The sequence below is a fragment of the Altericroceibacterium indicum genome, assembly GCF_009828105.1.
Classification (GTDB): Bacteria; Pseudomonadota; Alphaproteobacteria; order Sphingomonadales; family Sphingomonadaceae; genus Altericroceibacterium; species Altericroceibacterium indicum.
The window spans coordinates 105,726-119,981 of the sequence record NZ_WTYQ01000003.1 but is presented as its reverse complement, the minus strand read 5'-3'; the positions used below and the strand labels follow the sequence as shown (position 1 = coordinate 119,981).

Here is a 14,256-nt window from a genome sequence, read left to right as displayed (position 1 = left end):
GCGCACTGCGCGCTTCATAAAAGGGCGCATGGCTAAAATTACTGTTGCTGCCCTGCAGCTTCCGCTTGGAAGCGATGATGAGCAGGAAAATATCGCTGCTGTCTCCGCTCTGGTTGAACAGGCTGCGGCGCAAGGTGCGCAAATCGTCCTGCCGCCGGAATTGTTTTCCGGCCCCTATTTCTGCCGGGTGGAGGAGGAAGAGCTTTTCGCGCTGGCCCGGCCAACCGCAGAACATCCTTCCGTGAAGGCGATGCAGGCACTGGCAGGCAAGCTCAATGTGGCGATCCCCACGAGCTTTTTTGAACGCGATGGGCACCATTATTATAACACGCTGGCCATGATCGGCAGCGATGGGAACATTATGGGCACCTATCGCAAAAGCCACATTCCGGACGGGCCGGGGTATGAGGAGAAATATTATTTCCGTCCCGGCAATGATGGGTTCAAGGTCTGGGATGTTTTTGGCACGCGGATTGGTGTCGGGATCTGTTGGGACCAATGGTATCCCGAATGCGCCCGTGTGATGGCTTTGAAGGGGGCTGAATTGCTGCTCTACCCCACTGCGATCGGGTCTGAACCTTATGACGCGGATCTGGACACCAGTCGAATGTGGCGCCGCGCGATGATTGGCCATGCCGTTTCCAATTGTATGCCGGTGATTGCCGCCAACCGCATCGGGCAGGAAGCAGGCGGGCAGAGCTTTTACGGCCATAGTTTCATCACCGATGAGTGGGGCGATTATCTCGCGCAATATGGTGCTGAGGAAACGGGGGTCCTTGTGGCGACGCTTGACCTTGCGCAGGCGGCAAAACACCGTGCAGGCATGGGCTTTTTCCGTGATCGCCGGCCGCAGCTTTATGGGCGGATAAGCGAGGATATTTGAGCCACATCTATCTTCTTGCCCTGGGGTCTAACCAGCGGCACCACCGTATCGGGTCGCCCCGCCAGATTTTGGACAATGTGCCGGACTGTCTGGCGCGGGCCGGAATGGACGTGCTGGATGTCGCTCCGATTCTCAGCAGCGCACCCGTGGGCCCGTCCCTGCGTCGCTATGCCAATGGCGCGGTGTTGGTGCGGAGTGACGAAGCGCCAGAGGATATGCTCGCCACGCTCAAGCGAATCGAAAGCGCCCATGGTCGCGATAATCGTGGCCAGCGTTGGCGTTCGCGCACTTTGGACCTCGATATTATCCTCTGGAGCGGTGGAAATTACGCCTCTTCTACGCTGACAATTCCGCATGTTCTGTTCCGCGAAAGGCCCTTTGTAACCGCTCCGGCGAGCGTTCTGGCACCGCTTTGGAAGGACCCTGTCACAAATTTTACACTAAAACAGCTTCATGCCCGCTTGACCAAGCCGCATCCCCTCCCTAGGGAGCACCGCGTGGTCGGGCCCTTAGCTCAGTCGGTAGAGCAACTGACTTTTAATCAGTAGGTCGCTGGTTCGAATCCAGCAGGGCTCACCACCCTTCGTGACATAACATCACGCATCAAGCCCGCCTTTTGGCGGGCTTTGTTGTATCGCGGTCATAAGATGCACATCGCAGTTTAAACGAACTGTCACCAAAGCGACCAATCCGTTTCAAAAACCGCGCCTATAGGTCTTTGAATGGGTCTTTTCCTCATGGGGAACTGGCCGGGAATATTCGATCACTTGGGAAATCGTCTGGTGCGGCAATGCATTCCAGACGGTCGGATTTTGGCTTGGCTTGGACGGGTATTGCATAATGGAAATGAAGACGGCTGGTGTTGCTACGGCTTATGACCGCTGGGCGCCGATTTACGATCTCGTGTTTGGCGGCGTTTTCAAGACTGGTCGTCGCCAGTCCATTGATGCCGCTGAAGAAGTCGGTGGGCGCATTCTGGAAGTGGGCGTGGGAACCGGGATATCCCTGCCGCAATATAGCCGCGCCAATCAGTTGGTGGGGGTCGATATCGCCGATGCTATGCTGGAAAAAGCACGCCAGCGGGTAAAGCGCTTTGGCCTCAGCAATGTTGAACAGATCTCTGTGATGGATGCTGAAAACCTCAGCTTTCCAGATAACAGCTTCGATGTTGTGGTGGCGCAATATGTCGTTACGGCGGTGCCTAACCCGGAACAGGCGCTCAATGAATTTGCCCGCGTTGTCCGGCCCGGCGGTGATATTGTCATCACCACACGGATCGGGGCCAGCAAGGGCGTGCGCGGCAATATTGAAAAGGCTCTGATGCCCGTTACCAGCAAGCTTGGCTGGCGGACGGAGTTTCCGTGGAGCCGCTATGAAGCCTGGGCCGCCACCCAGCCGGGTATCCGGTTGATGGATAATCGCCCGCTCCCGCCGCTGGGGCATTTTTCGCTGATTCGTTACCGTAAGATGCCGGCCTGAATTTCCGCGCATCCCAAAAGTCATAGGCCGATCTATTCGCGGCCGAAACCATTCGAGGAGTTCATCATGGGCCGTTTTCGCGAGCATCTGCGCGAGCAACGCTGGGATGATCATCGTTTTTACCACCATAGTATCATCAATCAGAGCCTCCACTTCATCAGCGCGATGACCTTCGTAGTGGCCTATGTCATTGTCTGGAGCGATCCGGCTTTGGCCGCGCTTCTGGCGTGGGGTGTGGCCATGACCAGCCGTCAGGCAGGGCATTTCTTCTTTGAACCGCGCGGCTATGACCATGTGAACGATGTCAGCCATGAATATAAGGAAGACGTCAAAGTGGGCTATAATCTGGCCCGCAAGGTGGTGTTGATGGGGCTATGGGCGCTGAGCCCTGTCCCGCTGTTGATCGACCCGACATTGTTTGGCATTTTTGCCCCGCATCAGGGGACGATTGAGTTCTTCCAGCACCTCGGCCTGATGTGGCTGGTTCTGGGCATTGGCGGGTTGATCTTCCGCACGGTGCAATTGTTCATCATCCGCGATGTGGAAACCGGGCTGGTCTGGGCAACCAAGATCATCACCGATCCGTTCCACGATATGAAGCTGTATTTCCGCGCACCGCTGGAATTGCTGCGCCGGGGTCTTGCCTGGCGGCCAGCACGCGGCTGATCAAAGCCAACCAGCACCCGGCGCATCCATGGACGTGCCGGGTGCTTGCCTGTCAGCTAAAGCGGCTGCGGAGCATTTCCTTCATCGTCTGCCGCTTCAGCGCTTTGTTGGTGGTCTGGCCGTCGGTCCACCACCAGCCATCTTTCTTCATCGCCTTGGCGGCTGCGATAAAGCGGCGGGCAACTTCCGCGAAATCATCCGCACTATAGGCGAGGTTGAAGATGAAGCGGCCTGTTCCCACCCAGCTCATTGCCAGACCTTCAGCCCGAAGATAAAATTGCAGCATCCAATTATAGCGCGAGGGCGTGGTGTAAAAACATGTCCAGATCGTGCCGAGATTGGCAATTCTGAGCGGGAGACCTTCTTTCTCCAGCATGGCGTTGAGAGATGCGGCGCGGTCATTCCATAGCTCATCCATCCCGTTGTAGAGCGCTTTGCTCTCGGGCTTTTCCATATGTTTCAGAAAGGCGTTCATCGCGCCCATCACATAGGGATGAGAATTGAAGGTGCCGCGGGCAAAACAAATGTCAGCCGGACGATCATCGCGATAGCGCTTCATCAATTCAGCCCGTCCGCACACCACGCCGACAGGAAGGCCTCCACCCAGCGTTTTGCCATAGGTCACCATATCGGGTGCAATGCCGAAATATTCACAGGCTCCGCGTTCGGCGAGGCGGAAGCCGGTGAAGACCTCATCCACAATCAGCACAATGCCGTTCTGGCGGCAGGTCGTGGCCAGCTTGCGCAGCCAGCGTGTATAGGCCTGCCGATTCACTTCAGCGCGCCTGCTGCTATCGACCAGCGCAGAATCACCGGGGGCGGAGCTGTTGGGGTGCATCGCCTGCAAGGGGTTCACCAGAACGCAGGCGATATTGTTGCGGCTGGCGAGCACTTCCAATGTGGCATCGCTCATATCGGCCAGCGTGTAAGTATTGTCTGCGGGGGTGGGGTTGCCGATTCCCGGTTGCACATCACCCCACCAGCCATGATAGGCCCCGGCAAAGCGCACCAGATGGCTGCGGCCTGTGTGATAGCGCGCAAGCCGCACAGCCTGCATCACCGCTTCCGTGCCAGACATATGGAAAGATACGGCATCGAGCCCAGAGATGGCTTTCAGCCGGTGCATATTGTCCACGGTGACGGGGTGCAATCCGCCGAGATGCGGCCCGATATCCCCCATCATGGCCATACCGTCTGCGCTTAATTGCTTATAGGCATCGGTACCGAGAAGATTAACCCCATAGGACCCTGTGAGGTCATAAAACTGGTTACCGTCTAGATCCGTCAGCATCACCCCATCGGACTTCACATAAGCCGCCCCGGTGGCGAGCTTTTCGCGGATAATGGGGCTGAATGGAAAGGGCACGCGGTAACGGCTGGTGAAATCCACATCGGGTATGCCCTCACGCGCTTCGGCGGCGAGGCTGACGCTCTTGGGGTAGCGCCTAGCATAGAGTGCGGAAAGTTCCTCCAGCCCCTTCTGACGCTGGAGTGCGATGGCTTCGGGCGCGACATCAGCGCGGAAAAATTCCTGATAGTTGAATTCATAATGGGGAATCTGGCCCGCCATCCGTTTTGCCATCCGCACATGGCCGGTGAGCGAACGATGTTTGGCCTTCGAGAGAAGGAGTCTTTTTCGTGCCTTATTCAAGCCCAATAAAGCGGCGCTACCGGCCAGCCAGTAAGCTATTGTTTTGCGCGTCACACCCCGTTCCCTTCCAGACCGATCGGCCCGATATGAGTTTGCGTTCCACCATCGCCCGGATCTGCTTGCAGGAGGATATCAACTTCCTCCTGACCAACCGCATTCCGCGCCTCGCCTTCACTCGCTTTATGGGCAAGTTCAGCCGGATAGAGCAGCCTGCCGTTCGGGCTTTGTCGATTGCGCTATGGCGCTTCTTTTGTGACGTCGATTTGACCGATGCGCGCAAAAGCACATTTGTGAGCCTGCATGACGCATTCATCCGGCAGCTGGAGGAAGGCGCCAGGCCTATCAACACCGATCCAGCCTGCCTTGCAGCCCCATGCGATGCGATTGTGGGTGCTCATGGGCGGATCACCAAAGGGCAAGTGTATCAGATCAAGGGCTTTCCCTATGATCTTGGCGATCTGTTGGGAGATGTGGAACAGGCGGCACAGTTTGAAGGCGGGCTGTTTGTCACCATGCGGCTGACGGCGGGTATGTATCACCGCTTCCATGCCCCGGCAGCGCTCAGCGTGGAGCAGGTGCGTTATATCTCCGGGGATACGTGGAATGTGAATCCCATTGCGCTCAAACGGATTGAACGGCTGTTCTGCAAAAATGAAAGAGCGCCGATTACCGTGCGACTGACTGAGGAAAATTCCCAGATCGTGCTGGTGCCTGTCGCGGCGGTACTGGTGGCAAGCATTCGTCTGCCCTTTCTGGATCAGAGCAAAGGCGTTCGCGAAGGCGGGGCGCGGGTTGAGATGTGTCAGGCCACTTTTGAGCGTGGTGAGGAGATGGGTTGGTTTGAACATGGCTCGACCATCGTGATGGTGGCACCTCCTGGCTGGCGGTTGGCGACAGATATTACCGCAGGTCAGCCTATCCGCATGGGGCGCGACCTTTTGTGGAAGATGTGAGAGGCCTGCCCGCCAAGCCTGAATAGCCGTTCTGGCACTTTCTCAGGGGTTCAGGCATTTCTTCAGGGAAGCAGAGATGCTGCTGGGAGAAGTGAGTGGCTTATGTGAATGCTGATGGGAAGGGGCGCAGGGGCATCAATGGGGGTGTGCTCTTGCTGGTCTGTATCTTCCATATCATCATTCTGGGCGCATTAGCGCGCGCATTTGCACCAGAATTCACCCAATCTGTTGTCGAAAAAGCGACCTCGCTTGTCACGGTGACTGTGCGCACTGTCGAACCAGAACCAGAGCCACCAGAAGCTGAGCTGCAAAAAAGCCTCAAGGCGGAAGGCGCGGCGGCGGAAGCCGGCAGGCAGGCCATCCCAAAAGAAATGGCTGCGCCCAAGCCTGCAATTGCGCGCAAATCCCCTCAACCTCTTCCTCCGGTGAGTTCAAATGGTTCGGAGAGTTCCTCAGGCGCTGCGGATGCTGGTCAGGGAACAGGGGCTGGCGGTGAAGGCAGTGGCACCGGAAGTGGTAATAATGGCGATGGACAGGGCGGCGGCGGGGCACGTGGATTGAAAAAGATCGACGGCAACATCACCAGCGCGCGCGATTACCCTCGCTCCACGCGGAGATTACGGCGCGGGCATGATGTGGTGATTGAACTGACCGTGGGGACGGATGGGCGGGTACAATCCTGCCGTGTGACCGACCCAAGCCCCGATCCGAAAGCCGATGCTATTACCTGCCAATTGGCGACAGAAAGGTTCCGCTTTGCGCCTGCCTTAAATTCAGCCGGTGAACCGATTACAGGGCGCTATCTTTGGCGGCAGCGTTGGTATTGAGTAGCGCCTGTGTTCCTTTTACTCGGCAGCATCTGAGGTTGCGCTCCACACCTGTTCGAGAAGTTTCAGAATATCGCTGTCCGAATAAGGTTTCTTCAAAACGCCAAGGGCCGCAGTGCCCGACATTTTGGAAATCGATTCCCCATAGCCTGTGGCAAAGCAGAAGGGGATCGCAAGTTCGGACAGAGTTTCTGCGATGATCTCGCTCGATTCAGACCCAAGGTTGAAATCCAGCAGAGCAAAGTCTGGCGCTTCTTTCTCGATTTCCTTCAGCGCGCCGGCGGTGCCGCTAGCCATTGTCACGCGCCCAATGCCCAGGCGCAGCAAGGCTTCCTCAGCATCCATGGCGATAATCATATTATCTTCCACCAGCAGAACATGTTCTGGCAAGGTGGTGTCGCGGATATTGGGTTTGCTGGCTGGGCGCTTGGTTTCGCTGTTCAAGGCGCTTTGGCTGTTCTTGCTTGATTGGCGTCTGTTGGCAGAGACAAATTTTGCCGGAATGCAAAAGCTGGCTTCCACGCCGGTCAATTTATAGCTGATCTGTACGTCGCCTTTCAGCTCGAACGGGATGGACCGTTCGATGATGGTAGAGCCGAAACCTTTGCGCTTGGGGGGCTGGACAGGCGGGCCACCGATTTCCTTCCAGCGGATAAGATAATCGCCACTGGCTTCAACTTCAGTCCTGATTTCCAGCCGCCCTGCGCTATCGCAAAGTGAGCCATATTTGGCTGAGTTGGTCATCATTTCGTGGACGACAAGCGCAAGCACCGTATAGGCTTCAGGGGCTAACAGGCGGTCGGTGCCCTCAATCCGGACGCGGTTTTGCTTGCCCGAGAGATAGGCTTCAGCCTCCTGTGTAATCAGGTCGTGGAGAGAGGCTGCTTCCCACTGTTCGCGGGTGATATTGTCATGCGCCATGGCCAGTGCGCGGATGCGGCTGCCGATAATTTCTGCATAACTCTCCACACTATGCGCATCGGCCTGCGACTGGCTTACCAGCCCACGGATAAGCGTGAGGATGTTGCGCACACGATGGTTAAGCTCAGCAATCAACAAATCCTGCTGTTGCTGCGCGCGGCGGCGTTCTTCCATCGCTTCATCAGTGACGCGGATGATCACTTCAAGCAGCGTGACACGAAGCCCTTCAGCGATGCTCACTTCTTCATCTGTCCACACAGAACTGCGACCCCGGACAGATTGCTGCCAGGCCTCAAAGCTCTTGCGCGGCGTCAGCCGTTCGCCATTGGGACCATGCTCCACTGGCTTTTCAGGATTACCTGCCCAGGTGACGGTTTGCGGCAGCTCCCGCCGCCACAGCACGATGTAATCGCGCGGACGGCGGGATACTGGAATAATCAATGCACCGACAGCCTTGTCAGAAAATTCGGCCGCTGCAGGCACCAGCGATGCCAGGCTATCAGTGTGAATGATCTGGCTAATGGAGGCTGTGTTGAGCGCAGGCACAAGGGTACGGAATTGCTCTTCATCAGGTGTATTCCCGCGCGACCGGTAGGAATCTTCGATGAAGGCGCTGACGCCATCATGGGGAATAATATCCCCCAAAAGCTCGTCCAGCGTCGCCAATTCTTCGGCCAGTTCGGTGCCACCTGCGAGACGCGACATCAGTCTGTCGTGCAACTGCCGTCCGCGCTCCTTCAATCTCGACCCGGCATCTGTGATCGCGATCTGCAATTTAAGCGAGAAAAGCTGTGAGAAAAGCTCGGCCACTGTACGCTGGGAATAGGGCAAAATGCGCGGGCCATAATGATGGCAGGCAAACAGGCCCCACAGCTTTCCATCAATAACGATGGAAATGGACAGGGATGCGCCAACACCCATATTCTTGAGATATTCGATATGGATCGGTGAAACCGCGCGCAATGTACTGAGCGACAGATCCAGTTCTTCGCCAGTGATCCGGCGCTCTGGTTCAATGGCAACCGGCCCTGCATTCACATCAGCGATGATACGGAAGAGGTTGCGCATATAGAGCTGGCGCGCCTGTTGCGGAATATCCGTTTTCGGGTAGCGTAACGAGAGGAAGCTCTCCAAATCCGGCTCTCGCGCTTCGGCCACTACTTCCCCGCTTTGATCGGGGTGGAACTGATAGACCATTACCCGATCAAAGCCGAGCAATTGCTTCATCTGCCGGGCTGCCTGATTGCACAAGTCAGATACAGTGTCGGCACCTTCAAGCCGGGCCATCACAGGACGCAATGCGAGCGTGAGATCCATTGTCGCATCTTTATCATGCGGTTCAATCTCGACGATGGAAATGTCGCCTTGCGTATGAAGGGCGATATCGAACAACCTGCCGTCGCCCTGCAAATCCAGCCCAAAGATACGTTCCTGAGTATCTTCGGTGTGCGAGCCTGCCAGCGTGCTCACCATCTTTTTGAAGGATGATGCTGACAGATGGTTTTGCAGGCGGTCGCCTACATTCGGTACGCTGTTGGAGAGAAATTCACCCAAATTGGTCGAGCGGTGCGCTACAATCCAATCCGAAGTTACTGCAATCAGCGCGCCAAATGGCTGAATCTTACCGAGCTTGTGAATCGGTTCCCGGTCACAATTGGTCAGGTCGTAAGCATTTGCATTATTGTCACTCATGCAACTCGCTGTCCTTCTTCACTGGGCAGTTGGGTGAAGAAAAACCGGAAGGTTGCAATGGCAGCTTCAAGAGACTTCGCCGCAGTGTCATCATTTGTGTCTTGCTCAAGCTGTGGGCGCAGGTTGCGCCAGAACGCGATCATACGCGGATCAGCCAGAAATCGTGTGGGCAGCCCGCTTGTGTTGCGCTTTTCCAAATCGGCCAGCATGGCGCGATTGCCCAGATGCGAACCGGCCACCACCCAGGCAAACCCCAGAGGATTGGAACCGGATGGCAAAGAAAACTGCCGGTTAGGCAGGGAAAACGGCTTACCTATGGCGTTAAGATCTTCGATCAGCAAGGGAAGCTGTTCGGGTGGACGAAGGTGAGGTGGGCAATCATTGCGCGCCCACCGTTCCATCGGAGCGCGAGCAGCGAGCTGTATTTTCAGAAACGCGGTGTAGTCCTCGGCTACGGCAAGGTCGAGCTTGCTCATCCGGCTATCCAGAAGATCATGCAACGCACGCGTCTCCTGCTTGAGATGCATTCTTAGAGCCTTTGGCTGCTGACTATCCACCACTAATGACGACCCCGCTTCAATTGGCCAGATTGCATATTTATGCGCCCGCATCTGACGTAAGGGCCCGTATTCGAGAAATAACTTTATAAGTTTAATGTTCCCGTAATACGCTTGTTGGGTAAGGGAAACGTCTATGTTTTCAGGTGGTTTAAAAAGTTTTGAAAGGGGCGAGGAGTGATAGCGCAAACCATACAGCTCGCCTTGGCCCCGGTCTTCATGCTGGTGGCGATCGGCAATATCATGAACCTGCTTTCCACCCGGCTGGGGCGGGTGGTGGACAGATCACGGACCTTGCAGGAACGGCACAAAAGCACTGATGGGTCTGAACATGACGCGATTGTGCGGGAAATACGCTTTGTCGCCCGGCGCATTTCCATCATCAGCAAGGCTATCCGTGTTCTGGTTGTCAGCGGCTTATTTGTCGGACTGGTGGTGGCGCTGCTGTTTCTGGAAGTCTTTGCAAGGGTGAACCTGTTTTATACAGCGCCGATTTGCTTTCTGATCGCGGTATTTCTGCTCATGTGGGCACTGCTGTTATTCCTGCGTGAAACGCGCGAAGCGACGCTGGCTCTGGAAATACCAGACAGTTACATGGAATGGGACCGCAAGCTTTGACGGTTCTGTGAGGAGGTTGTGGGGGGTTATGCTTCCGGCGGGGCGAGCAAGTCCTGCCCATGCTTGCGGACGGAACTTTCCACCAAAGGCGCGATAAATCCAAGTGCAGGAGGGAGGTCGAGGTTGAGGACCATTTGCCCTTCTTCCAGTACGACATTGCCTGCAAGGGTCTGGCCCATGAAGCGAATGGTCATCAACATTGTGTCAGGCGATGGCCACTCGGTTTCAACCTCCGCCATGCCGCCAGGAATGTGATCAGCAATTTCATGGCTGCGTGTACGCAAGCGATAGCGGACATCATCATTGCTGAGATTATGCGGAATGGCGACTTGCATCAGTTCAGCCCTGAGGACGGCTCATCCGCTGTGCCATAGCGATAATCGAGATAGCGGGTGCGGATGGCCAGATCATCCAGCGCGCCATCGGCCAATTGGCGGGTGACGGAATCGATCTCTTCGCTGATCTTGCCAAGGCTTTCAGTCAATTGCGCATCGGGCGTTGAACCGTTGCGGGCTTCACGCCGCAGATGCTGCGGAATCTTGCGATAGGCATCGACCATTTCCGGCAAGGTTTCCCCCACCAGCTTGCGGGTTTCCACCGCTGCCGGATGGGTTTGATCAATACCATCCAGTTGCACACCCAACCCATCCAATTGAACGCCGATCTGGTCAATCAACCCCACCGCAGGGGCAGGCAGGGCAGGACGCTGCGCTTCAAGCCACAATTCGGTTCTGGATACGAGCTGTTGCACATCGCCGCGATTAAGATCAGCGCGCTTGGGCACTTTCATGCGGGGAAATACGGTGAAGGCAACAATGGCTGCGAATATCGCCAGCATAGTCAGCATGACACCGGTAAAGCCAATACCATTGACGATGCCGCCGATGATCCCGGCTGTCACAACAATCACGACAATGGAAATGGCGATCCGCTTGATTTTGCGTATAAGATGGTTGCGCTTGGCTTCAGCAGACCCACGACCGATGGAAACGGCTTGCCGATGGCGCCCACCCGCTTGATTGTCCTGCACCAAAGCGCGGCCCTGATCGATCAGTCGGTCGCTATCGTGAGTGAGATCGGCCATAATGCGCTCAATCGTCCAGCGTCAGCAGTGATGGTTCGCTGGAACTCAGCCGGGCATTGGCCTGACCTTCAGCACGGGCGATATAGCCTTTGGACTTTTCCACTTCGCCGGACAGAGTGGTGACGGTCTGCTTCATGGAAGACAGGGCCTTTACCTTGAATTCGTCCACTTCATCCATCGTGTCATAGATGTTCTGGAAAGCGCGTTGCAGCGTTTCGAGCGGAATGGTGGAGCTGGCGGCCTGTTCGTGAATTTTGCTGGTCTGTTCGCGCAGCATCTTGCCGGTGGAATCAATGATTCCCGCCGTTGTTTGATTGAGCGCGGTAATCTGCTGGAGCACAAGGCGTTGATTCGTCATCGCCTGTGCAACCGTCACCGCTGTGCGCAGGGCCGCAACCGTGGTGGTGCTGGCGCGATCAACGCCTTTCACCAGTTCGACATTGTTCTTCTTCACCAGATCAAGCGCGAGGTAGCCTTGCACGCTGACGGCCATCTGGGTCAGCAAATCCTGTGTTCGCTGGCGGACGTAGAACAGCGCCGTTTCGCGGATAGCTTTCGCTTTGGCCGGATCGGTAGCGTCCAGATCGTCGGCCTTTTCTTCCAACTTCGCGTCGAGCGACTGGGAGATGTGAATCATCTGCTCCAGATTGCCCATCGCATCCCACAGCTTCTTGCGTTCCACATCAATGGCCGCATTATCCATCAGCAATTCATCCTTGCCGCTGGCAAGCCGCGCGAGAATGGCCTGAATATGCCCCTGCGCTGATGTGTAGCTGTCAAAATAGTTCTTCAGCTTGTTGCCGAAGGGAATGATGCCGAGAATTTTGCGCGGGCCGGACAGTTTGCCCTGGCGGCCAGGGTCAAGCTCTTCCACCGTGCGACGCAGTTCGGCCAAATCGGTGCCAACGCCGCTATCCTTGTCGATTGCCCGCACTGGACGGTCAAGAAAGCGGTTGGATTGGCCAGCCGCCGCCGCAATTTCCTTGCGCCCCATATTGGTCAATTGATCGACCTTCTGGCCGAAGTCGGGCGAATTGGCATCCAGCGCAACCAGTTCGGAAACGAAGCTATCGACCTTTTCGTCGAGCTTGCTTTTCTTCTCGTCGCTTACCGGAACCAGACCCGCAGCCTTTTCGGCCTTCACTTCAGGCACCGGATCGGGCGGGGTGAGTTCGAAATCGGTCGCGGTTTTGGTTTCGCTCGTACTTGCCATATTCAGCGCTCAAATCCTGTATCACCAATAGTCACTGTATTAAGCACGTAAGACACGCCTGACAAGGTGATCCGGTGCAATTGGCATTTTATTGGCCCGAGGCTTTGTCGAGGCACCGCATCGCGCTAAGCATCATCCTTTTGATGAACAGACGCGGCACGACATTTATGAATTCCAAGTCGGACAATCCCCAACACCATTCCTTCGCTTACGTGATTTTCAGCTTTCGGCGTTGGTGGCGCAGTTCCGTCGTCAACACGGTGGATCAGGCTGATGTCATCAAAAGACGGCGCGAAGAAGGGGATCTTTCCGCGCGCTACCTTTTCATGCTGACGATGTCTGCCGGCATTGCCATTCTGGGTCTGCTGCTTTCTTCACCAGCGGTGGTGATTGGTGCGATGTTGCTCTCCCCATTGATGGGGCCGATCATCGGGCTTGGGTTTTCGCTCGCGATTGGGGACTTCCCATGGATGCGCCGTTGTATGAAGGCCTTGGCCGTCGGTACGGTCCTTTCAGTCGCTTTCTGTGCCCTTGTGGTGCTGTTCAGTCCTTTACAGACCGTTACAGCCGAGATCGCCGCGCGCACCCGACCGAACCTGTTTGACCTCCTGGTAGCGCTGTTTTCTGCGCTTGCCGGTGCCTATGCAATGATCCGGGGGCGCGAAGGCACTGTAGTCGGCGTGGCCATCGCAACCGCCCTGATGCCGCCACTTGCCGTGGTTGGATTTGGGTTGGCGACCTTCAACTGGACGGTCTTCACCGGAGCCTTGATGCTCTATGTGACTAACCTCATGACCATCGCTTTCACTGCCGCTGTGATGGCCAGATTGTACGGTTTCAGAACATCGTTGTCAGAGCGGCAAACGCAGCTGCAAGTCTTTGTAATCGTGGTGACATTCGTGGCTTTGGCGTTGCCGCTGGGTTATTCCCTGCGGCAGATCGCATGGGAAGCGAATGTCTCGCGTCAGGCCAAAAGTGCGGTGATGGATAATTTCGGTAGCAGGGCCAGATTGTCCGAAATGGACATCAAATTTGATGCCACTCCGATCGATGTCAGCGCCACAGTTCTCACGCCGGAACTCATGCCGGAAGCTGAGGCCATCAGCCGCCGCGAATTGCACCGATTGCTGAACAATCGTCCGCTCAACTTCACTTTGACACAATATCAGGTCGGCACCAGCGCTACAGCAGCCGAACAGGCGCAACTTTCCGCTGCCCGGGAAAAAGCCGAAGCAGATGCTTCGCAGCGCGCGGATGAACTGGCCGCGCGCCTCGCCTTGATAGCTGGTGTGCCCGATAGCGAAGTGATCGTCGACCGTGAACGCCGCCGGGCTCTTGTCCGTGCCGCTGAACTCGATGGGGCTGGCCTGGCAGTCTATCGCGCGCTGGAGCAGCGCATTGCCGCGACAGAGCCTGATTGGCGTGTAGAACTGCTTCCACCGGCAAAAGCTCTGCCCAATGTTGCCCTCAATGAAGAGGGTGAGCCAAGTGATGAAGGTGCAAAAGCGTTGAATCTGATCGCATGGGCGGCGGGCCGGATTGATGCACCAGTGATTATCGATGGGCCGGAAGAGGCTCGTAAAAAGGTGGAGCAACTGCTTTTAGCGCGCCATGTTGCCGTGCGAGATGGCAAGAATGCGAAGGGTGATGTGCAGGCGCGTTGGGCCACACCTGACGAATAGTGCCTCATTACTGAAGCCATAAAAAGCCCG

The 14,256-nt window shown here is 56.3% G+C and carries 14 protein-coding genes and 1 tRNA gene; 9 read left to right on the top strand and 6 right to left on the bottom strand.

Annotated elements, in window-relative coordinates; genetic code table 11:
- The first annotated feature begins 28 nt into the window (after positions 1-28).
- The 5 genes from aguB (at position 29) to GRI39_RS09020 (ending at position 3,028) form a co-directional block, all read left to right on the top strand.
- Entirely contained in the window at positions 29-883 is an 855-nt protein-coding gene (gene aguB, locus GRI39_RS09040) for an N-carbamoylputrescine amidase (RefSeq protein WP_160739394.1), read from the top strand.
- Complete coding sequence (folK, locus tag GRI39_RS09035) at positions 880-1,431, top strand: 2-amino-4-hydroxy-6-hydroxymethyldihydropteridine diphosphokinase (RefSeq protein WP_160739717.1); 552 nt, start codon at positions 880-882, stop codon at positions 1,429-1,431. The genes aguB and folK overlap by 4 nt, the downstream gene beginning before the upstream one ends.
- Positions 1,387-1,462, top strand: a tRNA-Lys gene (locus GRI39_RS09030). The genes folK and GRI39_RS09030 overlap by 45 nt, the downstream gene beginning before the upstream one ends.
- Positions 1,463-1,723: 261 nt before the next feature.
- Positions 1,724-2,362 (top strand): class I SAM-dependent methyltransferase, encoded by a 639-nt coding sequence (locus tag GRI39_RS09025; RefSeq protein WP_160739393.1) that lies wholly within the window; start codon positions 1,724-1,726, stop codon positions 2,360-2,362.
- A 66-nt stretch (positions 2,363-2,428) separates the two neighbouring features.
- Positions 2,429-3,028, top strand: coding sequence for a hypothetical protein (locus tag GRI39_RS09020; protein ID WP_160739392.1), 600 nt, complete (start codon positions 2,429-2,431; stop codon positions 3,026-3,028).
- 52 nt (positions 3,029-3,080) lie between these two features.
- Here GRI39_RS09020 and GRI39_RS09015 read toward each other — a convergent pair whose 3' ends face one another.
- Positions 3,081-4,733, bottom strand: coding sequence for an aminotransferase class III-fold pyridoxal phosphate-dependent enzyme (locus GRI39_RS09015; protein ID WP_160739391.1), 1,653 nt, complete (start codon positions 4,731-4,733; stop codon positions 3,081-3,083).
- A 32-nt stretch (positions 4,734-4,765) separates the two neighbouring features.
- On the opposite strand from GRI39_RS09015, the gene asd reads away from it, so the two are divergent.
- A complete protein-coding gene (asd, locus tag GRI39_RS09010; protein WP_160739390.1) occupies positions 4,766-5,632 on the top strand; it encodes an archaetidylserine decarboxylase in 867 nt (288 codons plus the stop codon).
- A 95-nt stretch (positions 5,633-5,727) separates the two neighbouring features.
- Entirely contained in the window at positions 5,728-6,459 is a 732-nt protein-coding gene (locus GRI39_RS09005) for a TonB family protein (RefSeq protein WP_343033321.1), read from the top strand.
- Positions 6,460-6,477: 18 nt separating this feature from the next.
- Here the strand turns inward: GRI39_RS09005 and GRI39_RS09000 are convergent, their stop codons facing one another.
- Positions 6,478-9,072: an HWE histidine kinase domain-containing protein gene (locus GRI39_RS09000; RefSeq protein ID WP_160739389.1), complete on the bottom strand. Its 2,595-nt coding sequence runs from the start codon at positions 9,070-9,072 to the stop codon at positions 6,478-6,480.
- Complete coding sequence (locus GRI39_RS08995) at positions 9,069-9,599, bottom strand: biliverdin-producing heme oxygenase (protein ID WP_160739388.1); 531 nt, start codon at positions 9,597-9,599, stop codon at positions 9,069-9,071. The genes GRI39_RS09000 and GRI39_RS08995 overlap by 4 nt, the downstream gene beginning before the upstream one ends.
- A gap of 207 nt (positions 9,600-9,806) precedes the next feature.
- Here GRI39_RS08995 and GRI39_RS08990 point away from each other — a divergent pair, with 207 nt between their 5' ends.
- On the top strand, positions 9,807-10,247 hold the full coding sequence (locus GRI39_RS08990; protein WP_160739387.1) for a DUF2721 domain-containing protein: 441 nt from the start codon (positions 9,807-9,809) through the stop codon (positions 10,245-10,247).
- A 26-nt stretch (positions 10,248-10,273) separates the two neighbouring features.
- On the opposite strand, the gene GRI39_RS08985 is transcribed toward GRI39_RS08990, so the two are convergent.
- The 3 genes from GRI39_RS08985 to GRI39_RS08975 are packed head-to-tail and all read right to left on the bottom strand — an operon-like array spanning position 10,274 to position 12,544.
- The gene (locus GRI39_RS08985) at positions 10,274-10,582 is read right to left on the bottom strand and encodes a polyhydroxyalkanoic acid system family protein (protein ID WP_160739386.1); all 309 of its coding nucleotides are present in this window, start codon (positions 10,580-10,582) and stop codon (positions 10,274-10,276) included.
- Entirely contained in the window at positions 10,582-11,331 is a 750-nt protein-coding gene (locus tag GRI39_RS08980) for a hypothetical protein (protein ID WP_160739385.1), read from the bottom strand. The genes GRI39_RS08985 and GRI39_RS08980 overlap by 1 nt, the downstream gene beginning before the upstream one ends.
- A gap of 7 nt (positions 11,332-11,338) precedes the next feature.
- On the bottom strand, positions 11,339-12,544 hold the full coding sequence (locus GRI39_RS08975) for a toxic anion resistance protein (protein WP_160739384.1): 1,206 nt from the start codon (positions 12,542-12,544) through the stop codon (positions 11,339-11,341).
- 167 nt (positions 12,545-12,711) lie between these two features.
- On the opposite strand from GRI39_RS08975, the gene GRI39_RS08970 reads away from it, so the two are divergent.
- Positions 12,712-14,226, top strand: coding sequence for a DUF389 domain-containing protein (locus GRI39_RS08970; RefSeq protein ID WP_246205002.1), 1,515 nt, complete (start codon positions 12,712-12,714; stop codon positions 14,224-14,226).
- Positions 14,227-14,256: the final 30 nt, after the last annotated feature.